General features: G+C 53.8%; 24 protein-coding genes and 2 riboswitches. Of the genes, 1 reads left to right on the top strand and 23 read right to left on the bottom strand.

Annotated elements, in window-relative coordinates:
- Window positions 1-42 precede the first annotated feature (42 nt).
- The 16 genes from ACFWUB_RS00275 to metK form a co-directional block, all read right to left on the bottom strand.
- Window positions 43-315 carry a hypothetical protein gene (locus tag ACFWUB_RS00275; protein ID WP_278969604.1) on the bottom strand — a complete coding sequence of 91 codons (273 nt, stop codon included), beginning with the start codon at window positions 313-315 and terminating at the stop codon, window positions 43-45.
- Window positions 316-676: 361 nt separating this feature from the next.
- Window positions 677-1,783 (bottom strand): AAA family ATPase, encoded by a 1,107-nt coding sequence (locus tag ACFWUB_RS00270; RefSeq protein WP_416183982.1) that lies wholly within the window; start codon window positions 1,781-1,783, stop codon window positions 677-679.
- 23 nt (window positions 1,784-1,806) lie between these two features.
- A complete protein-coding gene (locus ACFWUB_RS00265; RefSeq protein ID WP_416183981.1) occupies window positions 1,807-2,544 on the bottom strand; it encodes a glycosyltransferase family 2 protein in 738 nt (245 codons plus the stop codon).
- Window positions 2,545-2,738: 194 nt separating this feature from the next.
- Window positions 2,739-3,203 carry a 6,7-dimethyl-8-ribityllumazine synthase gene (gene ribE / locus ACFWUB_RS00260; protein WP_014016697.1) on the bottom strand — a complete coding sequence of 155 codons (465 nt, stop codon included), beginning with the start codon at window positions 3,201-3,203 and terminating at the stop codon, window positions 2,739-2,741.
- 30 nt (window positions 3,204-3,233) lie between these two features.
- Complete coding sequence (locus ACFWUB_RS00255; RefSeq protein ID WP_020310651.1) at window positions 3,234-3,878, bottom strand: riboflavin synthase; 645 nt, start codon at window positions 3,876-3,878, stop codon at window positions 3,234-3,236.
- Window positions 3,859-4,995, bottom strand: a complete 1,137-nt coding sequence (ribD, locus tag ACFWUB_RS00250) for a bifunctional diaminohydroxyphosphoribosylaminopyrimidine deaminase/5-amino-6-(5-phosphoribosylamino)uracil reductase RibD (RefSeq protein ID WP_416183980.1) — start codon at window positions 4,993-4,995, stop codon at window positions 3,859-3,861. Before ribD ends, ACFWUB_RS00255 begins: the two co-directional genes overlap by 20 nt.
- A 93-nt stretch (window positions 4,996-5,088) precedes the next feature.
- A riboswitch (FMN riboswitch) is annotated at window positions 5,089-5,220 on the bottom strand.
- A 58-nt stretch (window positions 5,221-5,278) separates the two neighbouring features.
- Window positions 5,279-5,923 (bottom strand): ribulose-phosphate 3-epimerase, encoded by a 645-nt coding sequence (gene rpe, locus ACFWUB_RS00245; RefSeq protein ID WP_416183979.1) that lies wholly within the window; start codon window positions 5,921-5,923, stop codon window positions 5,279-5,281.
- Between the two features lie 2 nt (window positions 5,924-5,925).
- Window positions 5,926-6,789: a ribosome small subunit-dependent GTPase A gene (gene rsgA, locus ACFWUB_RS00240; protein ID WP_020311547.1), complete on the bottom strand. Its 864-nt coding sequence runs from the start codon at window positions 6,787-6,789 to the stop codon at window positions 5,926-5,928.
- Window positions 6,790-6,799: 10 nt separating this feature from the next.
- On the bottom strand, window positions 6,800-8,776 hold the full coding sequence (gene pknB, locus ACFWUB_RS00235; RefSeq protein WP_416183978.1) for a Stk1 family PASTA domain-containing Ser/Thr kinase: 1,977 nt from the start codon (window positions 8,774-8,776) through the stop codon (window positions 6,800-6,802).
- A 36-nt stretch (window positions 8,777-8,812) separates the two neighbouring features.
- The gene (locus tag ACFWUB_RS00230; RefSeq protein ID WP_020311549.1) at window positions 8,813-9,520 is read right to left on the bottom strand and encodes a Stp1/IreP family PP2C-type Ser/Thr phosphatase; all 708 of its coding nucleotides are present in this window, start codon (window positions 9,518-9,520) and stop codon (window positions 8,813-8,815) included.
- A 69-nt stretch (window positions 9,521-9,589) separates the two neighbouring features.
- On the bottom strand, window positions 9,590-10,618 hold the full coding sequence (gene rlmN / locus ACFWUB_RS00225) for a 23S rRNA (adenine(2503)-C(2))-methyltransferase RlmN (RefSeq protein ID WP_020311550.1): 1,029 nt from the start codon (window positions 10,616-10,618) through the stop codon (window positions 9,590-9,592).
- Window position 10,619: 1 nt separating this feature from the next.
- Entirely contained in the window at window positions 10,620-11,951 is a 1,332-nt protein-coding gene (gene rsmB, locus ACFWUB_RS00220) for a 16S rRNA (cytosine(967)-C(5))-methyltransferase RsmB (RefSeq protein WP_020311551.1), read from the bottom strand.
- Window positions 11,952-12,049: 98 nt separating this feature from the next.
- Complete coding sequence (gene fmt, locus ACFWUB_RS00215; protein ID WP_020311552.1) at window positions 12,050-12,985, bottom strand: methionyl-tRNA formyltransferase; 936 nt, start codon at window positions 12,983-12,985, stop codon at window positions 12,050-12,052.
- Window positions 12,985-13,446 (bottom strand): peptide deformylase, encoded by a 462-nt coding sequence (gene def, locus ACFWUB_RS00210; RefSeq protein ID WP_020311553.1) that lies wholly within the window; start codon window positions 13,444-13,446, stop codon window positions 12,985-12,987. The genes fmt and def overlap by 1 nt, the downstream gene beginning before the upstream one ends.
- 352 nt (window positions 13,447-13,798) lie before the next feature.
- On the bottom strand, window positions 13,799-16,156 hold the full coding sequence (gene priA / locus ACFWUB_RS00205; protein ID WP_416183977.1) for a replication restart helicase PriA: 2,358 nt from the start codon (window positions 16,154-16,156) through the stop codon (window positions 13,799-13,801).
- Between the two features lie 125 nt (window positions 16,157-16,281).
- The gene (metK, locus tag ACFWUB_RS00200; RefSeq protein ID WP_020311554.1) at window positions 16,282-17,472 is read right to left on the bottom strand and encodes a methionine adenosyltransferase; all 1,191 of its coding nucleotides are present in this window, start codon (window positions 17,470-17,472) and stop codon (window positions 16,282-16,284) included.
- A gap of 59 nt (window positions 17,473-17,531) precedes the next feature.
- Window positions 17,532-17,632: riboswitch (SAM riboswitch) on the bottom strand.
- 136 nt (window positions 17,633-17,768) lie between these two features.
- Here metK and ACFWUB_RS00195 point away from each other — a divergent pair.
- Window positions 17,769-19,031 (top strand): hypothetical protein, encoded by a 1,263-nt coding sequence (locus tag ACFWUB_RS00195; protein WP_020724107.1) that lies wholly within the window; start codon window positions 17,769-17,771, stop codon window positions 19,029-19,031.
- A 252-nt stretch (window positions 19,032-19,283) separates the two neighbouring features.
- Here the strand turns inward: ACFWUB_RS00195 and coaBC are convergent, their stop codons facing one another.
- The 7 genes from coaBC to ACFWUB_RS00160 all read right to left on the bottom strand — a co-directional run bounded on the left by coaBC (window position 19,284) and on the right by ACFWUB_RS00160 (window position 25,883).
- Entirely contained in the window at window positions 19,284-20,498 is a 1,215-nt protein-coding gene (gene coaBC / locus ACFWUB_RS00190) for a bifunctional phosphopantothenoylcysteine decarboxylase/phosphopantothenate--cysteine ligase CoaBC (RefSeq protein ID WP_020311557.1), read from the bottom strand.
- 16 nt (window positions 20,499-20,514) lie between these two features.
- Entirely contained in the window at window positions 20,515-20,724 is a 210-nt protein-coding gene (gene rpoZ / locus ACFWUB_RS00185; RefSeq protein WP_014016712.1) for a DNA-directed RNA polymerase subunit omega, read from the bottom strand.
- 15 nt (window positions 20,725-20,739) lie between these two features.
- Window positions 20,740-21,354: a guanylate kinase gene (gmk, locus tag ACFWUB_RS00180; protein WP_292107342.1), complete on the bottom strand. Its 615-nt coding sequence runs from the start codon at window positions 21,352-21,354 to the stop codon at window positions 20,740-20,742.
- Between the two features lie 7 nt (window positions 21,355-21,361).
- Window positions 21,362-21,658, bottom strand: a complete 297-nt coding sequence (gene remA / locus ACFWUB_RS00175; protein WP_020311559.1) for an extracellular matrix/biofilm regulator RemA — start codon at window positions 21,656-21,658, stop codon at window positions 21,362-21,364.
- Window positions 21,658-22,545 carry a YicC/YloC family endoribonuclease gene (locus ACFWUB_RS00170; protein WP_416183976.1) on the bottom strand — a complete coding sequence of 296 codons (888 nt, stop codon included), beginning with the start codon at window positions 22,543-22,545 and terminating at the stop codon, window positions 21,658-21,660. Before ACFWUB_RS00170 ends, remA begins: the two co-directional genes overlap by 1 nt.
- Window positions 22,546-22,716: 171 nt before the next feature.
- Entirely contained in the window at window positions 22,717-23,955 is a 1,239-nt protein-coding gene (locus ACFWUB_RS00165; RefSeq protein WP_416183975.1) for an RNA-guided endonuclease InsQ/TnpB family protein, read from the bottom strand.
- A gap of 224 nt (window positions 23,956-24,179) precedes the next feature.
- Complete coding sequence (locus ACFWUB_RS00160; protein WP_020311562.1) at window positions 24,180-25,883, bottom strand: Rqc2 family fibronectin-binding protein; 1,704 nt, start codon at window positions 25,881-25,883, stop codon at window positions 24,180-24,182.
- Window positions 25,884-25,893 lie beyond the last annotated feature (10 nt).

The raw sequence follows: 25,893 nt of genomic DNA, 5'->3' as shown, positions 1-25,893 counted from the left end.
ATATACAGCCTTAGATACTGCAATCTTTTGTCATCAAAGATATCATTTTTTCTTGTTAGCACTGCCATGATTTATGTGCTTCGAAAGTGGCTCTATACAGCTATGGATTAATTTCTCATCAGCATTTCGAATTACTTCTTGATATCTATCTTTTTCTCTATCAATCAGTCTATAATATTTATTAAATTCGCCAGTTTTTATACAAAGATTATCTCCGATTCTTACTTCAAGTTTAACATGCCTATTATAACTACAGTTTTTATTTTTTAGCTTAACTTCCACAAACTCGTGTAATCCTACATTTTCTTCGTCCATTAAATTCACTGCCTCTTTGACCATCCTATTTACGGATTATGGCTATTTTCTACATTTTCATCTATCTGATACGCATTGATAACTACGTTACATTGTACCATATCGCCCAGTCAAAGTACAGCCGGCCGCAGTTCTATAAAGCAAGGGCTGCCTTTCCCAGCATCCGCCTGGAGAGACAGCCCTTTGTGATTTCGCTTGCTTTTATAATTCTTTGATGAGGTTGACCATTTCGATGGCGCTGGTAGCGACGTCGAAGCCTTTGTTGCCCAAATAGCCACGCGCATCTATTTTCGATTCAGCTATTCAATCATTTTCAGATTATATTCATAAATACATAACAGACAGGCACTGCCAAATTTTTTTATTCATCGAATTCACCATGCTTCATCAAATTTTCCAAATTATAGCCTTCCCGTAATTCCCTATCCGTTGCATTGGCAAGGGAGATGATTTTATCAGGAAGCAGTAAGAAATAGCAATCAGGCCGCATGATGCGATTACTTAGTAAGCCAGTATTATGCGACGTCAGGATGGTTTGAATCGGGAATTTTTCTTCCAGTAATTTGACAATCTTTTCAGCTAATTCATAATGGTAAAAAGCATCAAATTCATCAATAAACAAAAAGCTGATATGCTCGGACTGCTTATACCAATAAAAGAAGGTCAGTAACGCACACGTCCCATTAGAAGCCTCAAAGAAAGGCACGAGCCGTGTATGCTTGAAAAACAGGCTTTTTTTGCCATCTGCCTGCGAAGCCGCACAGATTTGCTCATGGACACCATAGGTATTCAGGAATTCCTCAAATTCATGAACAAATCCATTTTTTATGATATAGTCGGCCATCGATTCGGTCACCGTAGAGAAGCCAACAAATTCGTTATTATTTCCTAGGCTGCGGAACCACAGCATACCGCTGACAAATTTCATGACTTCCTTGACAGGATTTTTTCCGTCAAGAGGTAAATTATTCGCCATATATCGTAAAACAGAAATGCCGCTATCGCGAAATTCCCAGTTCAATGTATCAAGCTGATATTCTTTCAAGTGACTGAAATCTCCCGTTTGCTTGCTATAATCAAAGGAAAAAACCAATCGGTCGTTCAGCCACAACTCTTCTAAAACGAGTTCTTTGGCCGTCTTCTTGCTATACTTATAAGTAATTTCATCGTGTTCCCGTTGAAAAACGTAGGAAAAAGAAACGACATCCGAATCCGCATCGGCATTGCAGTAGTTAATAATCGATTTTGCAATGCCATTTTTATCCACTAAATGATAGGTAATATCGGCGATAGCTAAACCAAAATTCGTTTTTCCTACAGCGTTCTTGCCATAAATGATGGCATTTTTGATGAGCCCTTGTGAAATGCATTGTGTGCTATAGTGATAGTCCTTGACATCCGAAAAATCAATGGTAAAAGTATTTTTAAAATTCTTGAAATTTTTGACACTAAATTTTTTTAGAAACACGAACTATCACCTCTTTATAAAATTTATTTGCTCTGATGAATCCGTTGCAATTCATGCAATTTCAAATATTTCAACATGGTATAGAAAAAATGAGTGCAGCACAAATACGAACCGATGCCTCCATCTAGGAAGCCTTTGCGGAGAACGAACATCTTGAAGAAGCCACCGATGCTGTGCATGAGGATGCCTAGCATCGAAGTCCGTTTTCCCCGTTTATAGGCATCTTCGGCCCAAATCGTCGTATATAAGCACAGTTTTTCTTCCCATTCATGCCAGTCACGATAGGTATGATGTTCGATATAGCCTTTCAACCGTTTGTCCGGCAAATCGCATTCGGGATGTTCGTGGACTTTATTGACCCAGGAAACAGTCGTCCGCGGAAACATACGCCGTACATGATCCGGGTCGAGGACGCCATGATTGAAAGTGACGCCAAAAGCGACGGACTTACGGGTAATGGCATATTGTGTATCCATGGGCGTATTTTCAATGACGCGTTTTATATCCGCAATAAGTTCGTCATTCAGCCGTTCATCGGCATCGAGATACAGCACCCAGTCCGCTGTGGTCTGTTCCAAGGCGAAATTGCGCTGGGCTGCGAAATCGTCGGTCCAGGCACGGAAGCAAACTTTTGCCCCATGGGCTTGGGCCAGTTCTACGGTCTTATCAGTACTCCCAGAGTCGATGACCAGGACTTCGGGGATGCATTTCTTGGCATTTTCCACGACGTCGACGATATTGTCTTCTTCATTTTTTGTCAAAATCAATATAGCTAAAGAGCTCATGGGCAGCGCTCCTTCTCTCTCAATATTTATGTCTGATACGCATTCATAACTATGTAACATTGTACCATATCGCCCGGTCAAAGTACAGCCAGCCGCAGTTCAATAAAGCAAGGGCTGCCTTTCCCAGCATCCGCCCGGAGAGACAGCCCTTTTTATAACTTCGCTTGTGTTTATAATTCTTTGATGAGGTTGACCATTTCGATGGCGCTAGTAGCGACGTCGAAGCCTTTGTTGCCGGCTTTTGTGCCAGCCCGTTCGATGGCCTGTTCGATGTTTTCTGTCGTGATGACGCCGAACATGATGGGGATGCCCGTCTTGAGGGATGCCTGGGCGATGCCTTTGGCCGATTCACCGCAGACGAGGTCATAGTGGCTGGTAGCGCCGCGGATGACGGCACCGAGGCAGATGACGGCGTCGTATTTGCCCGATTCTGCCATTTTCTGGGCGATCAGGGGGATTTCAAAGGCGCCCGGGACCCAGGCCGTCGTAATGTCTGCGTCATCGACGCCATGGCGATGGAGAGCGTCGTAAGCGCCGCCGAGGAGCTTGCTGCAGATGAATTCGTTGAAACGTGCGACGACGATGCCGAACTTCGCACCAGAACCGATTAATTTACCTTCTTTGACTTGTACCATTGTAAAACACTCCTATTCTGAAATATTATGTTAAAATCCATTTTCCAGCAGTTTTTCCATCGTCAGGCCCGAAGACGCCGACGACGGATGACCGACGGTAAAGCTATGGACATATTTCCCGATGACATCCGTTTCCAAGTTGACGATAGCGCCCGGATGCTTATCCATGAGCGTCGTATTGGCCATGGTATGGGGAATGATGGAAACGGAAAATTGGCTGCTGCCGACGGATACGACAGTCAGGCTGATGCCGTCGATGGTGATAGAGCCTTTTTCGACGATGAACGGCTCCATGTCCTTGGGGATGGAAATGGTGATGACCCGGGCAATGCCATCGGTTGCGATGCGGGCGACGTGGCCGATGCCGTCGATATGGCCGCTGACGATATGACCGCCCAGGCGGCCGCCGACCTGCATGGCCCGTTCGAGGTTGACTTGGGAACCGCTCTTGATAGTGCTGAACGACGAGCGGCGCATGGTTTCATGCATGACGTCGGCCGAAAAGGTCGAGTCCGTCATATCCGTGACGGTCAGGCAGACGCCGTTGACGGCAATGCTGTCGCCGAGCTGCGTGCCTTCTAATACTTTGTGTGCCTGAATGGTCAGGCGGATGGAATCGGGGCGGCGGTCCATATGGGCAATCGTCCCCAGTTCCTCAATGATGCCAGTGAACATAGGCACCCTCCCTATTGGCATTATATGCCGTAATCAATATGTTATTTTCATGGAGCTCTACCGAATCATAGACCAGCGGCATACATTCATCGAGCTCATCGACGCCGCAGCCGCCTACCGACGGCAAAGCGCCAGTACCACCGATAACCTTGTCGCCGACGAAGGCATAAATCTTATCGACCAGACGGGCATCGAAGAAGCTCCCCTGGATGGTGCTGCCGCCTTCGACGAGGATGCTGGTCAGTCCTTCATCATGCAGGAGCTGCAAGGCGTCAGGCAAGTAAATGGTCTTGCCGTCCTGGAGCGGAGCCAGGATGACGCGGACGCCGGCGTTTTTCAAAGCCTTCATCTTCTCTACGGGGCACAAAGACGTCGTGACGATAAGGGTCTGCGTCGTCTTATCGGTGACGACGAGTGAATTCAAAGGTGTCCGTCCTTTGGTATCCAGTACGACGCGTACAGGCTGATGCGGTGCGTCCTGGCCGGGCCGTTCGATACGGCTGGTCAGGAGGGGATTATCCGTCAGGACCGTATTGATGCCAACCAAAATGCCATCGTAGATGGAGCGCAGATAGTGGCCGTAGCTGCGGGCCCATTCGTTGGTGATCCACTGGGATTTCCCAGTCCGCGAGGCCGTGCGGCCATCGAGGCTCTGTGCCAGTTTGATGGCAATGAACGGCTTCTGGACCATCATGTTCTTGATGAAGACTTCATTGAGCTGAGCCGCTTCTTTCGACATAAGGCCGACTTCGACGGCGATGCCGGCTTTACGCAAGATAGCCGCGCCCTTGCCAGCCACTAAGGGGTTGGGGTCGAGCATGGCCATGACGACTTTGCCGACGCCTTTTTCGACGAGGGTCCGGGCACAAGGCGGCGTTCTCCCGTAATGGGCACAAGGTTCGAGGGTCACATAGACCGTAGCCCCCTTCGCCCGTTCGCCAGCTTCACGCAATGCCCATACTTCGGCATGAGGCGTGCCGGCCTTATGATGGTATCCCGTGCCGACGATTTCGCCATCTTTGACGATGACGCAGCCGACGGCAGGATTGGGTGTCGTATAGCCCAGGGCGGTCTTTGCCAATTCCAGGGCTTTTTTCATATACTCTGCCGGTTCCAATGTATTCCTTCCCTTCTATTCAGATTCGCAAGATAAAAAAAGGCTATGGACGTAAGATTCCCATAGCCTTTTGAGCGCAACAAAAACACAATCTGTCGTCTTTTCCCATCCAGACTGTACTGTCGGTACCGAAATTGCATCGGTTCAACCCTTGCGGGTTAGCGGACTGTCACCGCCGGTCAGGAATTGAAAGCGCCGCTTTCTCACCTTGCCTCAAAGACTATCCTTATTCATTTGAACTACATGTATGATTTTAGCACATGAAAAGAAGAAATACAAGTCCTTATCGCAAGGACGCGATGGCAGCGGCCCGGTCGTCAGCTCCGAAGACGGCACTGCCGGCGACGAGGAAGGTCGCACCGGCGTCTTTGACGGCCTGGACGGTCTTGGCATTGACGCCGCCATCGACTTCGATGACAGCCGTCGTATTGCCGGCCTGTTCCAGAAGCGCCTTGGCCTGGCGGATCTTATCGATGGCATAAGGAATGAACTTCTGGCCGCCGAAGCCGGGGTTGACGCTCATGATGAGGATCATGTCCAGCTGCCCGGCCAGGCAGGACAAAGTCGATACGGGGGTCGCCGGGTTGAGGGCGACGCCGCCTTTCATGCCTGCTTCGTGGATCTGCTGCAGGACCCGGTCGAGATGGGTGCAGGCTTCCTGATGGACCGTGACGTACTGGACACCGGCAGCAGCCAGGCCGTCGATGTAGGTTTCCGGATGTTCTACCATGAGATGGGCATCGAAGGGCAGCTTGGTGCAGCTACGCAGAGCCTTGACGACGGGGACGCCAAAGGTCAGGTTCGGCACGAAATGGCCGTCCATCAAGTCGAGATGGATACAATCTGCCCCCTTCCGTTCGACGTCCTGAATGTCTTCAGCCAGGCGGGAGAAGTCCGCCGATAATATAGATGGGCAAATGGTTACCATGACTATCGTTTCCTTTCTGCAATGGAAGTGAGTATCTTACAGTATGTGTCATACCGTTCTTTCTGGATATGGCCGTCAGCGACGGCCTGTTTGACCGTACATTCCGGTTCGGACAGATGGAGACACGACGAGAACTTGCAGCCGCCGCTGTAGGGCAGCATGTCCGGGAAGAGGCGCAGGACTTCCTTCGGGTCGAGGTGCTCGAAGTCGAGAGAGCTGAATCCCGGCGTATCGACGACATACGTATCGCTGTCGAGGCGCATGATTTCCGAATGGCGTGTCGTATGGCGGCCGCGCTTGATCTTTTCGCTGACGGCGCCGACGGACAAGTCTTCCCGGCCCAGGATCTGGGACAGCAGGCTCGACTTGCCGACGCCCGACGGGCCGGAAAAGGCCGTCATGCGGTGGGGCAGCAGATTACGCAGGGTATCGAGGCCTTCGCCGGTCTTGGCCGACACGAGATAGACGTCATAGCCGCAGCGTTCATAAAAGGCCTTGTAGGATTCGGCCGTCTCCCGGTCCAGGTCGCACTTATTGAAGCACAGCGTCGGATGGATGCCGCCGTATTCACAGGTCATGAGCATCTTATCGACGAGGAACTGGTTCGGATCCGGCGACTTGGCCGCCATGATGACCAGGAGCTGGTCGATATTGGCCACGGCCGGCCGGCGTATCTGGTTGCGCCGGGGCAGCAGGGCTTCGATGACGCCCTTGTCCTGGCCCAGCTCGGTGATTTCCAGCTCGTCGCCGACGAGGATCTTCGCTTTCAGCAATTTGCCGCGGCGTCGGCACTCGATGAGCCCTTCCCGGCCGACATCGACGTAATAATAGCCGTTATAGTTCTTGATGACGCGTCCTTTTGTCATGTTCCTCCCCTTAGATATACTGGTCCTGTACTAACGAATTGTTGATGTATACTTTGACTCTCGTCTTGCCCGTGCCGCTGACGCTCTTAGAGATGTTGTCGCCGCCGGCCTGGCTGCGGTCATAGACGACGCGCGAGCCATTGTCGTCGGATACGACGATCTGGACATGCTGGCTGGAAGCGCCAGACGGTACGCTGATATTGACCGTCCCGTAATGAGGCGTCCCGGCCGGTTCCTGGTTATTGGCACTGCCATCGGAGCCGCCGGAGCTGCTCGACGGCGAGCTCTGGCTGCTCTGGGACGACGGATATTCGACGGACAAGTTGACGACCTTGCCGTCTTCCGACGTCTGGCCCGTGACGACGGCCTGAGAGCTGTCCTTCGACGAATCGAGGTTGGACACGCTGCCGACGGAATAGCCGGCGCTTTCCAGGGCCTTCACGGCCGCATCGAGGCTCATGCCGCTCGTATTAGGGGCTTCATTCTTGGCCGCTTCTGCTTCTTTTTCGGCTTCGCTCTTACGGCAGACGACGAGGTCGACTTTCGTCCCCTTTTCGACTTTCTTCGGCGATTCCGGGTCCTGGTCGATGATGGTCCCGTCGGCATACTGAGCGCTCTCTTTGTAGCGCACCTTGCCCACAGACAGGCCGCTTTCCTTCAGTTTCTTTTCGGCCTCATCGAGGGTCAGGCTCCGCAGGTCCGGTATGAGGACTTCTTCACCTTTATTCCCCTTGCTGACGGTCAGGTAAATGGTCCGGTTGGCCTTGACGACGGCTCCGCCAGACGGTGTCTGGGAAATGACTTCGCCGACTGGCACTTCGTCGCTTTCCACTTCCTTGACGGAAACGTCGAGTTTCTTATCTTTCAGTATCTTCTTGGCGATTTCGACCTGTTTACCCGTCACATCCGGTACGGTAATGTCTTCGGTACTCCAAAAATTCCCAAAGGAAAAGAAGGCCCAGACAAAGGCGACGAGGAAGACGCCGAGCATACCGATGATGATAGTTTTCTGCGAATGATTGCTGATAGAATCCATGAACCGCGTGAAGGGGTTCTTCTTCTTTTCTTTCGGTTCTTCTTCGGGCAGGTCCTTTTCCTTGATAGGCTGTAATTTCTGCGTGCCGAAGTTATACGGACCCTTGCTGATGATCGGCCGAGCGCCGTTGGTATTGATGAAACCCTGGGACAGGCGCAGTTCCGACATCATCTCGCCGATGGACTGGAAGCGGTCGTCCGGGTTCTTGGCCATGGCCTTGAGGATGACCTGTTCGACGAGCCGCGGGATACGGCGGTTGTACTTCGTCGGCAAGGGAATATCGTCCTGGACGTGCTTCAAGGCGATACTGATGGCCGTATCGCCCTGGAAAGGGACGACGCCAGTCATCATTTCATACATGACGACGCCTAGGGAATAAATATCCGTCCGTTCGTCGATATGGCCGCCACTGGCCTGTTCCGGTGAAAAATAATGGACTGAGCCGAGGACGGTACGGTCGCTGTTTTCGACGGAATTCACAGCCCGGGCGATGCCGAAATCGGCGACTTTGATGCGTCCTGTCTCGGTGACCAGGATATTATGAGGCTTGATGTCGCAGTGGACAATGCCGTTGGCATGAGCATTTTCCAGGGCTTCGCCGATATCGAAGGCAATCTGTATCGACGTGTTGATCGGCAGGTGGCCGTGTTTTTCGATGTATTCTTTTAACGTTTCGCCGCGCACGAATTCCATGACGATGTAATGGACATTTTCATCGTAGCCGACGTCGTATATATTGACAATATTGGGGTGTGACAATTTGGCAGCCGCCTGGGCTTCCTGGCGGAAGCGGACGACAAAATCGTGGTCGTTGCCGTATTTTGAATGAAGTATTTTTACGGCGACGATCCGGTCCAGGAGGATATCCTGTGCTTTGTACACGCTGGCCATGCCGCCTGTGCCTACTTTTTCCAATATCTTGTATCTGTTATCTAAGATATGACCAATCATTTTTAGCTATTCCACCACTTTCATAGTCGTTCCCGATTATATGGTTGTTAAAATTGCCGTGATATTATCTTTCGCCCCGTTTTCATAGACGCGGGCAAAGAGATCATTGATGATTTCCCGTTCTGTCCGGCGGTAATCGCCGATAGCATCGTAGAGTTCCTGTTTCTGGATGAATGATGTCAAGCCGTCGGAACAAATCAGGATGCGATCTTTCGGCTGTACTTCAAAGGCTCCGCTGTCGACGACCAAGTTCTCATCGACGCCGACGGCTCTGGTCAGCACATGGCGCTGGGGATGATCCATCGCTTCTTCTTCAGTTATCTTGCCCTTTTCGAGCAGGACCTGGACGATCGTATGGTCGACGGAAATCTGTTTGAATTCCCCGTCGCGGTATAAGTAGATGCGGCTGTCACCGACGTGGCCCCAGAAGGCCATATGACGAGCCAGGGTCACCATGGACACGGTCGTCCCCATGCCCTTGAGCGAAGGGTCGATCAAGGTCTTGCTGAGGATGCTGGAATTCGCATATTGAATGGCTTTCTCCAGCTGTACCGGTGCTGCATAACTAAAGTTCTTGAAATAATAAGCTATCGCTTCTACGGCCGTCTTGCTGGCGATTTCACCGCCTACATAGCCGCCCATACCGTCGGCTACGGCCAGTACGTTTTTCTCGTGGCTGATATAAAAGGAATCTTCATTCACTTTCCGAACCAGGCCGATTTTGGATTCACCGTATGTGCCCAAATTCTCACGTCCTCTCACGGTGTTTCGTTATAGGTACACATTAATTCATATCATATTCGCCGTCACCTGTCAAATTTTTTCGCGTTTTATGCGCAGCTGGCCGCAGGCGGCCTGTATCTGGCTGCCCATTTCCCGCCGCAGAGTGACGGAAACGCCGTGGCGCTGCAAATACGTGACGAATTCATTCATCGTCTTTTCATCGGGCCGGTAGAGGCCGACGTCGTAGTTGTCGTTGATGGGAATGGCATTGACCAGGATGTTCTGACCACCCAGGAGACGGGCCAGTTCCTTAGCGCAGGCGTTGGTACAAGTCAGGCCCTTGATGAGGATGTATTCAAAGGTGACCTTCCGGCCAGTGACATCGAAATAGTGGCGGGCCGCCTTCAGGACTTCGTCGAGGGGATATTTCTCGGCAATCGGCATGATGCGACGCCGCAAGGCATCGTTCGGCGCGTGGAGGGATACGGCCAGGGTGATGGGCATGCCCTCTTTGGCCAGGTCGTACATCTTGGGGACGATGCCCGACGTCGACAAGGCCATGTTGCGATAGCCCAGATAGAGCGTATCCTTTTCGTGGATGAGCTTCATGAAGCGGATGACGTTATCGTAGTTGAGGAGCGGTTCCCCTGTCCCCATGATGACGATAGAATGGAGGTCCGGCGTGACGTATTTGCGGAAAGCCAGGAGCTGGGCGACCATTTCGCCAGCCGACAGGTTGCGGACGAAGCCATTCTTGGCGGACGCACAGAAGGCGCAGTTGACGGCACAGCCGACCTGGGACGATACACAGATGGAATTGCCATAGTCGTGCTTCATGAGGACCGTTTCTACGGTCTCACCGTCAGCCAGCTGCAATAAGAGCTTCACTGTCTGTCCGTCCGGGGCGTCCAGGCGGGACACGACTTCCGGGAAATAGATTGGCAGCACTTCCTTCAGCTGTTCCCGGTCTTTCTTGGGCAGTAGGACCATATCATTCCAGGAAAAGATATTTTGCTTATAAATATAATGAAAAATCTGGTCGGCCCGGAACTTTTTCATCCCCTGGGCGACGAGGAACGCCTGGAGTTCCTTTTTGGTCATATCAAATACATTACTCATGTCAGCCCTCCTTTTTCATGCGGGCAATGAAGAAACCATCCAGGCCGTCGCGCTGTGGCAGGAGCTGGATGAAAGGCCCTTCATGGCCGGGAACGGGAAGCCACTGCGTCGCGTTTTCTACGTGGAATTCCGGATGATTCTTCAAAAAGGCAGCCACGATGCGGCTGTTTTCATCATCATTCATGGTGCAGGTACTGTAGACCAGGATGCCGCCAGGACGGACGCATTGGGATGCACTGTCCAGGATGCGCCGCTGCAGGGCCGGCAGGGTGCGCAGGTCGCTGGGATTCTTGCGCCAGCGCAGGTCGATCTTATGGCGCAGGACGCCGAGGCCCGAACAAGGGGCATCGACCAGGACCCGGTCGGCTTTGCCGGCGTACTTCTGGCCGATGGTGCAGCCGTTCTGGAGCAGGGTCCGCACATTCTTGAGGCCCAGTTTCTGGGCATTATATTCGATGAGCCGCAGTTTATGCTCATGGATATCGCCGCCGTAGACGACACAGGACGGGCCGCCCAGTGTGGCCAGGTGCGTCGTCTTGCCGCCGGGAGCGGCGCAGACGTCGAAGATGACTTCGTGCGGCTGAGGATCGACGATATGGGCTACCAGCTGGGACGGTTCGTCCTGGATGATGGCCCGGCCATCGCGCAGGCATGTCAGTTCATGGATGCCGGGATTGCCGTCGAGGTAGATGCCGTCTGGTGAAATGGCAGCCGGGCGGGCCGGCAGGCCTTGTTTTTCCAAATCGGCCAGCAGCTCTTCGCGGCTGGTCTGGGCCGTATTGACGCGCAGGCACAGCGGCGGGATCGTATCGAAATATTGGCAGAGCCGTTCCGTATCGTCCGGGCCATAGGCTTCGATCCAGCGGCGGACGAGCCATTCCTGCTGATGATAGGTCAGGGCCAGGTGGGCTACGATGTTTTCGCCCTTATCGGGGATGACGAACTGGCTGCGGCGGCGGATACTGTTGCGCAGCATGGCATTGACGAACTTGGCCATGCCCCGGTTGCCGAATTTCGTCGCCATCTTGACGGCTTCATTGCAGGCCGCTGATTTGGGGACTTTGGTCATGCCGAAAATCTGATATAAGCCCAGGCGGATGATGGCCAGGCAGACAGGGTCGAGTTTTTGCAGTTTGCGCGTACTGATCTGTGATATGATCCAATCCAGATAATTCAGGCAGCGCAAGGTGCCGTAAACCAGCTCCGTATAGAAGCGCCGGTCCCTGTCGGCAAATTGATGGGTCTGTATCGCCTTGGAGACGACGATATTGCTATAGCCTTCATCGCGGCAGATAGTCAGCAGGCTCTGAAAGGCAATTTCACGAACGTTCATGGATTCCTCCCTGTGCTTTTAAAGCAGTAGCGAACAGCACAAAAGCAGGGCAACCGTCTTCGTTGCGGCAGTTGTCCCGCTTCTCTGCACTGAGTCATTTATAATAATTCACCAGCCGTCAAGGCTGCGCTTTGCAGATATTGGGCAGCAGCCATGCGTTTGCGGCTTTCGGGCTGGACTTCACAGATGCGCAAAGCCCCTTTCCCGGTCTGGACGGTGAATTGTTTCTTAGTCACCGATAACACGGTCCCCGGCGCAGCCTGTGTCCCTTCGACGACGTCGGCTGCCCATATCTTCAGGCGCTTGCCATCGTGGCAGATGGTATAGGCACCCGGATGGGGATCCAGCGTCCGGATGAGCCGTTCCAATACGGCCGCATCCTGGGACCAGTCGATGTGGGCTTCTTCCTTGGTAATCTTGGCCGTATACGTCGCCTGGCTTTCATCCTGGGCGACGGCGCGGCTTTCATAGCCATCCAGGTCGGTCAGGACGTCGAGCAGGGTCTGGGCCCCGAGGATGGACAATTTATCGAAGAGGGTCCCCGTCGTTTCCTTGGCATCCAGGGGAATAGCCGCTTTTTTCAGCATCTTCCCCGTATCCATGCCTTCGTCGAGAAGCATGATGGTCACGCCGCTTTCGGCTTCGCCGTCTTTGATGGCGTACTGGATGGGGGCGGCGCCGCGATACTTCGGCAGCAGCGAGCCGTGGACGTTGAGGCAGCCGTATTTCGGGATGTCCAGGACAGCTTTCGGCAAAATCTTACCGTAAGCGATGACGATGATGACGTCCGGCGCCAGGCTGCGGAGCTGTTCGATGACGTCGTCACTGCGCATGGAATCAGGCTGGAAGACGGGGATGCCCAGTTCCAGGGCCTTTTCCTTGACCGGCGAGAAAGTCACCTTCTTGCCGCGTCCCCGCTGTTTATCGGGCTGGCTGTAGACGGCAGCGATATCATAGCCGGCCTGGGCCAATTTTTCCAGGGACGGGACGGAAAAGTCCGGCGTCCCCATGAATACGATACGTAACTTATCCATTAGTCCCCTACTTTCTGTAAATCCGTCGCCTTTTCGATGAACAGATGGCCATAGAGATGGTCGATTTCATGCTGGAAAATACGGGCCAGGAAGCCTTCCGGTTCATAGATGACGGTCTTGCCGTGACGTGTCAGCGAACGGACCTTGATTTTGGAAGCCCGTTCCACTTTGCCGTAATATCCGGGGATGCTCAGGCAGCCTTCGGTATCGACATTGGTTTCGTCCGATTTTTCCAGGATTTCCGGATTGATGAGCTCGATGAGGCCGTTGCCGTCGTCGAGGACGATGAGCTGCAGCGATTCATTGACCTGCGGCGCAGCTAAGCCTACGCCTTCAGCAGCATACATCGTTTCTGCCATGTCGTCGAGCAATTTCTTTATATGTTTATTCACTTTCGTAACGGGTTTCGCCGTCGCTTTCAGGACGGGATCCCCGGCTTTAATAATAGTAAGTACTGCCATGTAACTTTCACCTCATTGTAATAGTAAAAATGCTTATTTTTTTCTATTATAGTATGAAATCGCCAGAAATGCTATAGATTCATCAGAATTGCTTGAAATAGCCCATTTCTCTCCTGCCGTAATTGACAACATTTATAAGGTTATGTTACATCGTCAGCAATGGAAGAAGTAACACTGAGGGCGGTTCCGGACGTATCCTGAAGGGCGCCATGGCCATGAAGTTTCTCAGAATGCTTCTTTCATTTTTTATTTTGCACTGTAAGGGTCGCCACGTGGGGCGCCCGTTCCTGCCCGATGTGGGAATGTACTCACATCCCAGACGGACTGAACAGGCAGGTGCGATTCCCCACGATTATACGGGATCGACATCGATGAGGACGCCGGTCTGCCAGCAGGCCGGGATGCGCTGCATGGCTTTTTTGATGGCTGTCAGGTCTTTTCCGGTCAGGGACAGGACCAGGCGGTATTTATTGCGTATCTTCTTGATGACGTCTTCGTAAGGACCGATGACGGCGACTTCATCGCCGTGGTCCCCGTTCCAGCTGTTCAGGGCCGCTGCGACGTCGTTGGCCTTGCGCCAGACTTGTTCTTCTGATTCATCCTGGACTAAGATCTTGGCCATTTCCTGGAAAGGCGGATAGCCCAATTCTTTCCGGAACTGGATTTCCTGGTCATAAAAGGCCCGGTAATCCTGGCGGGCAGCGCACTGGATGACGTAATGGTCCGGCGCGTAGGTCTGCATGACGACGCGCCCCGGGATATCACCGCGGCCAGCCCTGCCAGCCGCCTGGGTCAGGAGCTGGAAGGTCCGTTCCCCAGCCCAGTAGGCCGGGATATTGAGCAGGCTGTCGGCCGATAAGATGCCGACGGCGCTGACGCCGGGGAAATCGTGGCCTTTGGCGACCATCTGAGTCCCCAGGAGGATGTCATATTCATGACGGCGGAAAGCTTCGATGATACGGTCGCCGCTGTGCTTGCGGCTGGTCGTATCCTGGTCGAGGCGGATGATGCGCGCCGACGGCAGGAGTTCGTGGAGCTGCTGTTCCACTTTTTCCGTGCCGCTGCCAAAGAATTTGATGTATTTGCTGCCACATGACGGACAGACCGTCGGCACGGGCTTTTCGGCATCGCAGTAATGGCAGCGCAGGTGGGCGGCCTGACGATGGTAGACCATGGCCACGTCGCACGTATCGCATTTGACGACGTAGCCGCACTTGCGGCACATAACGAATGTCGAGAAGCCGCGGCGGTTGAGAAGGATGATGGCCTGTTGCCGGGCTGCCAGTGTCTCTTCCAGGAGATTCAATAAGCAATCGGAAACGACGCGGTAATTCCCGCGGGCCAATTCATCGCGCATGTCGACGACCTGGACCGAAGGCAGGGGCCGCTGGCCGACGCGCTCTGTCAGCTCGACCAGGACATAATCGCCCTGCAGGGCCTTATAGTAGTCGCCCAGCGCCGGCGTGGCACTGCCAAGAATTACGGGGCAGCCGTAGTACGCAGCCCGCTGGCGGGCCACGGCGACGGCATGATAGCGCGGCGCTTCGTCCTGCTTATACGAACTGTCATGAGCTTCGTCGACGATGAACAGGCCGATGGACTGGGCCGCCGTAAAGACAGCCGACCGGGCACCGATACAGATATGACTCGTCCCGTTCTGCATACGCAGCCAGTTGTTACGCTTCTCACCCTGGGAAAGCTGGCTGTGCATGACGACGACATCGTCGCCGAAGCGGCGCAGGAAACGGCGGACGATTTGCCCGGTCAGGGCGATCTCCGGCACTAAAACGACGACCTGCCGGCCTTCTTTCAGGACCTGGCTGGCCAGCTGCATGTAGACTTCGGTCTTGCCACTGCCGGTGATGCCGTGGAGGACGTAGGTTTTTCCTTGTTCATCGCTTCCGATAACTTTAACTGCCTGTTGTTGTTCCGGTGTCAGCGTAAAGGGAGCATCGCCAGAAAGGGTCGGCAGGATATTCGTCGTCCTGGCCGGCCGCTGGCTCCAGCGGGCCAGGCCTGTCGCACAGAGACGGCGCATGAGGTCGCGGCTGTAGCCCTGGCCCTGCCAATAGGAAACGGCCCCTTCCCCCTTCTCTTTCAAGGCCTGGAGCAGTTCCTGCTGGCGCCGCCGGCCGTGGAGGATGTCTTCGTCATCATCGTGGACGAAGGAAAGCCAGTCTTCCATCTTGTCGGCAATCTGGTTCTTGTAATAAGTCCGGCTGGTCAGGACCTGGCGGGCCAGGGCCGTTTCGACGAGGTCCCTGCCGAAGCGGCGGACAAGGCTGCCCTTTTCACGGCTCCCCTTGTCGGCGACATAGGCCTGGAGCTGCCGCCCTTCAGGACTCACAGGCGCAGCCGGGCCGACGGACAAGATTTCCTGGCGGACCAGGCCCTTCTTGTCGATCATGAACAGGCGCAGGGCTTCGGAAAGGTTGCAGACATAGTAGTCGCGGATCCAGATGGCCGTGCGGATCATTTCTTCCTGGAAGCCGGTCTGCGTCGAAAGCAGGCCTTCGACGGGCTTCAGTGTGAAATCGGCCGGTTCGTCCAGCTGTTCATGGAGGGCGACGACGATGCCCTCTTCCCGGCGATGACCAAAGGGCACGAGGACGCGGCTGCCGACGCGGACGGCCAGACCATCGGGAACGGTATAGGAAAAAGTCTGCTGCAGCCGTTTCGCCGTCGTATTGATGATGATTTCAGCAATCAAAAGGACACCTCCTTTGTATGGGGCTGTCGCACTAAAAAACTACAAACTGCAAACTCAATACCCAAAAAGAGGCTGTCTTAATGGGACAGCCTCTTTTCTGGATGTTCAGTTTATCGAACCGCCTCTTATAAGCCGGCTTCTTTGCGGAGCGTTTCGGCTTTGTCTGTCTTTTCCCAAGGCAGGTCGAGGTCGTTGCGGCCGAAGTGGCCATAGGCAGCGGTCTGTTTGTAAATCGGGCGCTGCAAGTCGAGCATGGCGATGATGCCAGCCGGACGAAGGTCGAAGTTCTTTTCGATGAGTTCGACGATCTTTTCGTTCGGGACTTTGCCCGTACCGAAGGTTTCGACGTGGATGGAAACCGGGCGGGCTACGCCGATGGCATAAGCCAGCTGGATTTCGCATTTATCGGCCAGGCCGGCAGCGACGACGTTCTTGGCGACGTAACGGGCTGCATAAGCGGCCGAGCGGTCGACTTTTGTGGGGTCCTTGCCGGAGAAGGCACCGCCGCCATGACGAGCCATGCCGCCATAGGTATCGACGATGATCTTACGGCCTGTGAGGCCCGAATCGCCCTGAGGACCGCCGATGACGAAACGGCCAGTCGGGTTGATGAAGAGTTTCGTCTTGTCGTCGAACAAGCCTTCCGGCAGTTCCGGTTTGATGACGAATTCGAGGAGGTCGCTTTCGATCTGTTCGCGGCCGACTTCGGGGCTGTGCTGTGCCGAAATGACGATCGTATCGATGCGGACCGGTTTGCCGTCTTCATATTCGACAGTGACCTGGGTCTTGCCATCGGGACGGAGATAGGGCAGTGTGCCGTCTTTGCGGACTTTGGCCAGGCGGCGTGCCAGGCGGTGTGCCAGGGAAATCGGCAGCGGCATGTAGTCGTCCGTTTCATTGGTAGCATAGCCGAACATCATGCCCTGGTCGCCAGCGCCGATAGTATCGAACTTATCCGTATTGCCTTCTTTCTTTTCCAAGGCATCGTCGACGCCCATAGCGATGTCCGGGGACTGTTCGTCCAGGGAAACGAGGACGCCGCAAGTGTCGCAGTCAAAACCATATTTAGCGCGGGTATAGCCGATGTCACGAATCGTTTCGCGGACGATGTGCGGGATATCGACGTAGCACGTCGTAGAAATTTCACCGACGACATGTACCATACCAGTCGTTACCAGGGTTTCGCAGGCAACGCGAGCGTTTTTATCTTTTGCGAGAATGGCATCCAAAATGCTGTCCGAAATCTGGTCAGCCATTTTATCGGGATGGCCTTCGGTGACGGATTCGGATGTAAAGAATTCACGATTTTTTGCCATGAGTGATCCTCCTTAAAAAAAATTCCCCTCATCCATGACTTCATGAGAGGGGCTTCTAATCCCCATCTGCCAGTATATCACTGCTGGAATTAGCACCTTTCATAGCTGAAGGTTGCTGCGACATCACAGGGCCAGTCCCTCCGTCGTCTCTTGATGGTTCTTTATTTGGTTTGCTCATCCATTATAATTCAAGTCCGCCTATTTTGCAAGTGTTTTTTATGCCTAAAAAACATTGTCTACTAGACGTTGCCCTATAGGCAGGGTTATAATGGAGAAGATAGAAAGGATGATTAGATATGACCAAATTGCGGCCTAGAGATATATTCTTCAACGACCCTTATTTTGATTATGCAACCTGCAGCAAGCCCGGCGACCTGCGGCTGGCCAAGCGGGTAGAAGTATTCGGCAAATGGTACAAGACCCCGAGCCTGGTGACGACCCTTCTTTCCCAGGAACGGCTGACCTTCAGCCGCCACACCGGCACAGACCAGGAAGACGCCTTGGTACTGCGCATCTACGAACGGACGGCCGACCGGCTGCTCATCAATACGTATTATACGTCCAAACAGAACCCGGAAGAAATCTACGCCGGCACGATCCACCTCGAACGCTACGATATGGCGCAGACTATGGAATCTTTTTCCTATATGGGCATCATCGACCTGCTCATGCTCCAGACGGACAGTCAGATTCTCGGCTTGACCGACGTCTTTGAAGACGTGCAGATGGCCAAGCACGCGGCAGCCCATGCCCTGGGCATCTATCTCATGGTCATCTGCGACCAGCCCTGGTCCGACGAAGCCGTCACTGGCGGCCAGGAAACGCCGGCCATGATGATGGGCAAAGAAAAAGAAGAACTTCAGCAGCTGCGGGAAGAAAAAGCCCAGATGGACGCCGACCGGGAAGAACTCCTGCGCCTGCGCCTGGAAGCCAAGAACCGCACGGCCGTCCTTTCTGAACTGGAACGGCTGCGCCAGGAACTCGATGCGGAAAGGACGGGCCGCGAACAGGACCGCAAACAGTATGAAGACCGTATCCGCAAGCAGGAACAGTATATCGAAAAGATAAAGGAAACGGCATCCAGCCAGATTGCCGAACTCCTGGCCCTGCGCAAGGAACTCAACAAGCGCCAGGTGCGGCCGGATATGACCAAAGGCCAGGCGCCGCGGAAAGTGACGCCCCAGGAAGCGTCGCGTTCCGTCCGGGACCCGGAAGACCGCGGCCTGGACCTGCCCTCCTTCATGACCCAGCGCGATTATACGCGCCAGCTGGACCGCTTCCTCACGGGCCGTCAGATAGCCCTGGCCGGCGGCGATCCCGACTGGCAGCGCCGCATCCAGCGCCGTTTCGGTGCCGTCCTCCTCATCAGCGGCCAGCCGGGCGATGACCGGATGCTGAAAGAAGCGTCCCTCTTAGTCGTCAACCTGGAAGACGGCAAGACGCCCCTCGTCCGCTGGGCCATTACGGAAGCCAAAGAAAATAACTGCCCCATCCTCTCCGTCGGCCCGACCAACCTCAACGGCTTCGCCAAAGCCATCGTAGGGCGGGTTAGTGGTTAGTGGCTCGTGGTTCGTGATTAAAAAAACATACTATTAAGCCCGAATGGGCTATGATCGAATATCACAGCGGGACGCCTTCCAGGCGTCCCCTACGCACAAGGCCACGGGCCGTGTATTTTTTTGTGATCGGCCCATAGTTTGTAAAGATACTTTTAAAGTTAAATTCATTTGCTAACTGCTAACAGCTAGCTGCTGACTGCTAAAAAGGACTGTCGCACATGCGACAGTCCTTTTTCTGCAAACTCCCTGCTATCAACTATTCTTTTTCGCCATAATGGCAGCCGCGCGGGCTACGATGATGGCAGCGAGTTCGTCTTTATCCATTTTTTCTAATTTTTCCATAGAGCCGTCCGGGAAAAGCAGGGTGGCGATGTTGGTCGTCCCTTTGAAGCCGGCTCCTTCGGCACTGACGTCGTTGGCGACGAGCATGTCGAGGTTCTTCTTCTTGAGCTTCTTCGTGCCGTATTCGATGACATTCGTCGTTTCGGCAGCAAAGCCGACCAGGGTCTGATGGGTCTTGCGCTGGCCCAGGCCATAGAGGATATCCGGGTTCTTGGCCATTTCGATGGTCAGGGTATCGTCGTTTTTCTTGATCTTGTTTTCCGCCGGATGGGCCGAACGGTAATCGGCGACAGCTGCGGCTTTGATGACCAGGTCGCAGTCGTCATAATAGGAATCGACGGCAGCTTTCATGTCACGCGTACTGCCGACATCAATGCGGCGGGCCAGGCCTACAGGTGTCTTGAGGTTATCCGTCGTCCCGGCGACGAGGGTGACTTCAGCACCGGCCATGACGGCAGCCTTGGCGATGGCAAAGCCCATGCGGCCGCTGGAATGATTGCCGATGAAGCGGACCGGGTCGATAGGTTCCCGCGTGCCGCCAGCCGTGACGATGACCTTTTTCCCTTTCAGGAGGTCATTGCGGCAGGCCAGGAGCTCGATGTAGTCGACGATGGTATCCGGTTCGGGCAGGCGGCCGACGCCGTCGATGCCGCAGGCCAGATGACCGCTGTCGGGAGCGATGAAATGATAGCCGAATTTCTTCAGCTTGGCCATATTGTCCTGAGTAATGGGGTTGAGATACATGTTGGTATTCATAGCCGGTGCGATGAGGACCGGTGCCGTCGTAGCCATGACCGTCGTCGACAGCATGTCGTCGGCAATGCCGTTGGCGATCTTGCCAATGATGTCGGCCGTCGCCGGTGCGATGACGAAGACGTCGGCCCAGCGGGCCAGGGCGATGTGTTCTACGTTGAATTCAGGCACATCGTCGAACATGGATACGGCAACGGGATTGCCGGAAATTTCCCGCATCGTCAAGGGCGTAATCAGTTTCGTCGCATGGTCGGTCATGATGCATTTGACTTCGGCCCCCCGCTTGCGGAGCTGACTGGCAATAGAAGCTGCCTTGAAGGCCGCAATGCCGCCAGTGATTCCTAAGACAATCTTTTTCTTTTCCAAGCTCATGGAAAACACCTCCGTGTTATTTAATGCCGTCACGCGGTGCTTCATACGTGATCTTGCCCTGGTCGATTTCTTCCATGGCAATGGAAACTACTTTCGTCGTATCGACGTCGACGAGGGGTTCGTCGCCATCGGTAAGCTGGCGGGCCCGTTTGGCAGCCAGCGTAACCAGCGTATATTTGCTGTCCACTTTAGTCATCAGGGATTCAAGAGTCGGTTTAATTAACATAGTTCATCTCTCCTATTATTTGTACAATTCTTTCGTATGGGCGATGCGATGGGCATTGCGCGTCACTTTACACTGTTCGGCTTTCAAGATAGAAGCCGCTTCGTCGACGGCCTTATCCAAATCGTCGTTGACGATGACATAATCATAGCGGTCGATCCAGTCCAGTTCTTCCCGGGCCTTGGCCAGGCGGCCGGCGATGACGTCGTCCGAATCGGTCTGGCGGCCGCGGAGGCGTTTTTCCAACACAGCCCGGCTGGGCGGTACGATGTAGATGAAGACGCCCTGGGGATACCGTTCTTTGACCTGCATGGCTCCCTGGATGTCGATTTCCAGCATGACATGCTTGCCTTCTTCCAACATCTGGTAGACGTACTTCTTGGGCGTGCCGTAGTAATGGTCGTAGACCTTGGCGTGTTCCAGGAAGGCATCTTCTGCCAGGAGCTGTTCGAACCGCGCGTTATCGGCAAAATAATAATTGACGCCGTCTACTTCCCCGGGCCGGGGGTCACGGGTCGTCATAGAAATGGAATACTGGATATTGGGGAACTGTTCCCGCAGAGCAGAACAGATAGTCCCCTTGCCGGCTCCGGACGGGCCGGACACGACGATGAGCAATCCGGAATCATTCATAGCATTACTACTCCTTTTCTGTTTCCCCGTCGTCAGCGGCATCTTCCCAGAAGGAATCGCTGCCGGCGGGAACGATGCGGTGAGAAATCGTCTCGGGCTGCAAGGCCGACAAGATGATCCAGCCGTTGTCCATGACCAGGACCGACCGGGTCTTGCGGCCAAAAGTCGCATCGATGAGGGTATTCCCATCACGGGCATCCTGGACGAGGCGCTTGATGGGCGCCGACTCAGGACTGATGATGGCCACGACTTTGTCGCCCATGACGACATTGCCGAAGCCGATATTTAATAAGTTGAAATTCATCATTCGATATTCTGCACCTGTTCGCGTATCTTTTCGATTTCATTCTTGAGCTGCAGGACCGCTTCGGTCACGGCCAGGTCGCCGGCCTTGGAGCCGATGGTGTTGGTCTCGCGGTTCATTTCCTGGATGAGGAAATCGAGCTTGCGCCCTACTTCGCCGGGACTTTGCAGCATGGCGTGCAGCTGGTTCAAGTGGCTGCGGAAGCGAACGACTTCTTCGGTGAAATCGACTTTATCCGAATAGATGGCCACTTCCTGCAAGAGCCGGTCTTCATCGGGAACGGCGGACTGGACCTTATCCATGAGGGCCAGGATTTTCTTTTCCAGCCGTTCTTCATAGGCCTGGACGATGATTTCCTTGCGGCTGGCAATGGATTCGACGAGGGCTGCCATCTTGTCGGCCCGGCTGAGGAGATCCCGGCTGATATTGGCCCCTTCCCGTTCGCGCATGGCGACCATGCTGTCCAAGGCCCCCTGCAGGGCGGCTTCAAAAGGCGGCCAGCTGGCATCAGCATCGATGGCCGGCGGCGTCTGGACGAACCAGTCCTTGGTCAGGGACGTCACATCGCCGAGGGTCACGGCCTTGCCTTCAAAGAAACGGTCGTTCACGTCCTGCAAGGCCGTCTTGACGGCGCCTAAGGCAGCGTGGTCGACGCGGACATCCGGTGCCGCCGGGTCCAGGTCCTGAACGGTGACGAAGACGTCGACTTTGCCCCGCTTGAGGATGGCCTTGATGCCATTGCGCAACCGGTCTTCCAGGGCCAGATAAGCATGAGGCATGCGGATATTCAATTCCAAAAAACGTTGGTTCACAGCGCGCATTTCAAGAGTGACAGCCAGTTTCCCGTCGTTGCCGGAACCGCTGCCAAAACCAGTCATACTTCGCATTTACGAACCCCCTTATTAGTCTATTCAATATCCCATTATACCCTAAACGGCTTAATTTTTGCAATATTTTACCACAAATTAAGCAATTGAACCTCTCCCGCTTATAGAAGCAGGAGATTCTTGAGAAGGTTGCTGTTTAAGTTTCCTCCTGAAATCAGGATAGCCTTATTCTCAAAGGGCTGTCCAAAAGCCCCTTACACAGTCCCTCGAAATCGAAGTTCTGCTTACTTTTACGGAGATGTTGGCGGCGCCGTTGATGTCGGCATTGGCCGTCCTGCCGTTGGCGAAACGGTACAGGCCGCGCTGGATTCGTGTCCCGCTGAACGTTCCTGTATAGGGGACATCCGGCTGGTATACGGGAATATCGTCCAAGTCCAGGCAGCTGGCCTGAGAAGTATACGATTCTTCCTGTTCCAGATAGGTTATCCCGTAGCGTTCACACAGCTGTTTCAAGGTACTGCGCAGATAGCTCAAGCTGATTTGAGTGAAATGCTGATTCGTCACTTTGCCCAGCTTTAGTCCTCGTTTGAAATCGCGATTATAGCCGCAAACAATGATACCTATCTGATGACGGATGCAAAAATCGAGGATATAGCGGGCTGTCTTGCGAAGGATGTCCTGCATCCGGAAATTGCGTTTCTTCGCTAACTGACAGAGCTGGTTCGTCGTCTTCCGGCCCTGCTTGGCGGCAATGCTTTGGAGTCTGGCTTTGCGTTTGTTCCAATACTGGTTGATAGATTTGAGTTTACGACCGTCCATGAGGAACGACGTCCCCGTATTGGTAACGCAGGCGGCCAGATTGTCCAGCCCTAAGTCGATAGCCAAGATACGGCCTGACGAGGTTTTCACTGGTTCTGGGTCCTCTAGGTAACAATACTGAATCTTGAAATACCGTCCACCATACATGGGACAGATACGGATTTCCTGAATTGTCTTATCCTTCAGCCTGTCGGGAACAGGAATCCGAATCCGATGTCCATTATGGCGTTTCATATATTCACGGCTCATCGGCACGGTTAAGAAGCCATTCTTAATGGTAATAGCGTTCGTCGACAAGATGAGATTGAAGAGACCGCCTTTTTCACGATAGTGTGGCAGGCAGACAACCTTTGAACCATAGTCACCTGACTTGACTTTCTGCAAAAGCCCGAAAAAAGAACGAAAACTTCGGTCGGCCATCTTCAATATCTGCTGGGCGACACCGGCCTGTAACAAGCCATAGTTTTCATTTTCCTTGCAGATGGGGTAATTTTCTTCGTACCGCAAGAATTGCTGGGTATCGAAGTAATGCTGCCGAATCGTATAGACCGCTACATTGTACAGGTTATTGCTGTATTGGCACATTTCCCGGAGCATCGTATACTCTTGTTTCGACAAGCCACGGATGACATTCGATTGCGTCAAGTACATCTGGAATCCACCTCCTCTGTTATCTACCATTATACCGTAGACGTAGTGAAAAGGCTAAGATGGAAAATATATAGGGTGAATTTCGCAGGCATCGAACCTGCGAAATCCATCGCCATTCATCCCCTACCTAAGAGGAAGGAGTCTTCTGGCGAAACTGTGATAAAAGGCAACCTCTCAGTCAGCTTCGCTGACCCTACGAACCACGAACTACGAGCCACAAATTATCATTTTTTTGGTTCTACCATATACGTCGTCTGGTCGGTGAAGATGACGTAGCCCGGGACAGCGTGGGCCGGTTTCTTGACGTGGCGCACGAGGGTGCAGTCGACTTCGACTTTCGAGCTTTCCCGGGCTTTGCTGTAGTAGGCGGCCAGCTGGGCAGCCCGTTCGATCTGGGCATCCGTCGGCGTCACATTGTGGCAGGCCAGGATGACGTGGGAGCCGGGCTGGTTCTTGACGTGGAACCAGAGGTCATAGGGATGGGCTTTCTTCAGGGTCAGGAAGTCATTCTGCCGGTTGTTGCGGCCGACCCAGATATCGAGGCCGTCGGCCTGGAGGGTCAGGATATCCTGGGCCGATTCTTTTTTGAGCTTGTCCCGGTTGTGGCCGCTGATGAGGTTCATCTGTTTCATTTCGGCCTTGATATCGGCGATCTCATCTTTCGTACTCGTGTTTTCCAGGGCGTATTCCAGCGAATAGAGATAGTCCAGGTGTTTCTGGTTCTCTTCGTGGAGCTGGGCCGACATCTGCTTGCGGTTACGCATCTTGGTGTAGCGCTTGTAATAGCGATTGGCATTGTCCGTCATGGAATAGGCCGGATTCAAGGGAATGGTCACCTTTTCCTGGTCTTCCGACAGGAGGTTCTGGACAGTCACTTCTTTTTCATGGTCGTGCTTTTCGTAGGCGTAGATCATGAGCAGGTCACCGTAGAGCTTGTACGTATCCATTTTCTTCGTTTCTTTCATTTCGCTGGCAATGCGCTTGATTTTGCGCTTCTGCTTTTCGATGAGCTTGCCGACCTTCTTCTGCAGCTGTTCCTGTTCGCCGTTGAGGCTGCGGTGCGTGGCCTGGTATTCGCTGAGGTAGGTCTCGATGAGGCTGAAGTGGCGCCGCGGATATTGGGCCAGGCTGTGCAGTTCCAGCGGGAAGATGACTTCCTTGCCCTTGACCGTATAGACGTAAGCCCCGGACATACCTTCCAGGCGCTTGCCAAAGGCTTCGACTGTACGGCACCAGGCGAAACGGTCTGCCGGCGACAGGTCCCCGACGGGCCGCCCTGCATCGATGCCCGAATCGTGGGACAGTTCGTTGAGGACGATGGTGCTCATGCCGTTGAAGCGCTTGAGCATCCACGTCTTGAGCGGTTCGTCCGTACCCGTTTCCATCATGTCCGTCAGTTCCTGGGCCGAAAAGGCAAAGGGATCCATGCGCATGAAGTTCGGCGGGAAGGCATAGGGTTCCTTGGGGGCGATGGTCCGCAGGGCCTGCTTGTTCTTCCCCGTCTTGATGAGGGCTTCGATGATGGTGCCGTCTTCGGTAAAGATGACGTTGCTGTATTTGCCCATGAGTTCGACATGGATTTTACGTGTCACCAGGCGGCCCGACATGTCGAGGACGTCGACGGCGATTTCGATGAGCCGGTCCAGGTGCAGCTGGGCGATGGACGCGATGCGGCCGTTTTCATAATATTTGCGCAGGAACATGCAGAGGCCCGTCGGGATATCCGGCGTCGGCGGCATGGTATCGGCGACGTACAGGCGCGGCGAGTCGTCCAGGGTGATGACCAGGTGATGGATGCCCGTATCGTTGAAGATGCGGAAATAGAGGGACCGGGCGTCGAGCTGATAGATTTTAGAAATCTGGCCGCCCTTGAGGATGTCGGCCAGTTCGTTGGTAATGCAATGTAATGTGATACCATCCAGATTCATGATGATACCT

Source organism: Megasphaera sp. (genome assembly GCF_047831605.1).
Taxonomy (GTDB): domain Bacteria; phylum Bacillota; class Negativicutes; order Veillonellales; family Megasphaeraceae; genus Megasphaera; species Megasphaera intestinihominis.
The sequence above is the reverse complement of the archived record's forward strand: the minus strand, read 5'-3'. Positions and strand labels throughout refer to the sequence as shown.

What these genes read in the sequence shown, in the direction of transcription:
- ACFWUB_RS00275 (WP_278969604.1), bottom strand. Translation starts at nt 315, where the DNA reads ATGGACGAAGAAAATGTAGGATTACACGAGTTTGTGGAAGTTAAGCTA.
- ACFWUB_RS00165 (WP_416183975.1), bottom strand. Translation starts at nt 23,955, where the DNA reads ATGTACTTGACGCAATCGAATGTCATCCGTGGCTTGTCGAAACAAGAG.
- rsmB (WP_020311551.1), bottom strand. Translation starts at nt 11,951, where the DNA reads ATGAACGTTCGTGAAATTGCCTTTCAGAGCCTGCTGACTATCTGCCGC.
- gmk (WP_292107342.1), bottom strand. Translation starts at nt 21,354, where the DNA reads ATGAATGATTCCGGATTGCTCATCGTCGTGTCCGGCCCGTCCGGAGCC.
- pknB (WP_416183978.1), bottom strand. Translation starts at nt 8,776, where the DNA reads ATGATTGGTCATATCTTAGATAACAGATACAAGATATTGGAAAAAGTA.
- rpoZ (WP_014016712.1), bottom strand. Translation starts at nt 20,724, where the DNA reads ATGTTAATTAAACCGACTCTTGAATCCCTGATGACTAAAGTGGACAGC.
- metK (WP_020311554.1), bottom strand. Translation starts at nt 17,472, where the DNA reads ATGGCAAAAAATCGTGAATTCTTTACATCCGAATCCGTCACCGAAGGC.
- ACFWUB_RS00195 (WP_020724107.1), top strand. Translation starts at nt 17,769, where the DNA reads ATGACCAAATTGCGGCCTAGAGATATATTCTTCAACGACCCTTATTTT.
- fmt (WP_020311552.1), bottom strand. Translation starts at nt 12,985, where the DNA reads ATGGATAAGTTACGTATCGTATTCATGGGGACGCCGGACTTTTCCGTC.
- ribE (WP_014016697.1), bottom strand. Translation starts at nt 3,203, where the DNA reads ATGGTACAAGTCAAAGAAGGTAAATTAATCGGTTCTGGTGCGAAGTTC.
- rpe (WP_416183979.1), bottom strand. Translation starts at nt 5,923, where the DNA reads ATGGTAACCATTTGCCCATCTATATTATCGGCGGACTTCTCCCGCCTG.
- ACFWUB_RS00170 (WP_416183976.1), bottom strand. Translation starts at nt 22,545, where the DNA reads ATGCGAAGTATGACTGGTTTTGGCAGCGGTTCCGGCAACGACGGGAAA.
- ACFWUB_RS00255 (WP_020310651.1), bottom strand. Translation starts at nt 3,878, where the DNA reads ATGTTCACTGGCATCATTGAGGAACTGGGGACGATTGCCCATATGGAC.
- coaBC (WP_020311557.1), bottom strand. Translation starts at nt 20,498, where the DNA reads ATGAGCTTGGAAAAGAAAAAGATTGTCTTAGGAATCACTGGCGGCATT.
- def (WP_020311553.1), bottom strand. Translation starts at nt 13,446, where the DNA reads ATGGCAGTACTTACTATTATTAAAGCCGGGGATCCCGTCCTGAAAGCG.
- rsgA (WP_020311547.1), bottom strand. Translation starts at nt 6,789, where the DNA reads ATGACAAAAGGACGCGTCATCAAGAACTATAACGGCTATTATTACGTC.
- remA (WP_020311559.1), bottom strand. Translation starts at nt 21,658, where the DNA reads ATGAATTTCAACTTATTAAATATCGGCTTCGGCAATGTCGTCATGGGC.
- rlmN (WP_020311550.1), bottom strand. Translation starts at nt 10,618, where the DNA reads ATGAGTAATGTATTTGATATGACCAAAAAGGAACTCCAGGCGTTCCTC.
- ACFWUB_RS00160 (WP_020311562.1), bottom strand. Translation starts at nt 25,883, where the DNA reads ATGAATCTGGATGGTATCACATTACATTGCATTACCAACGAACTGGCC.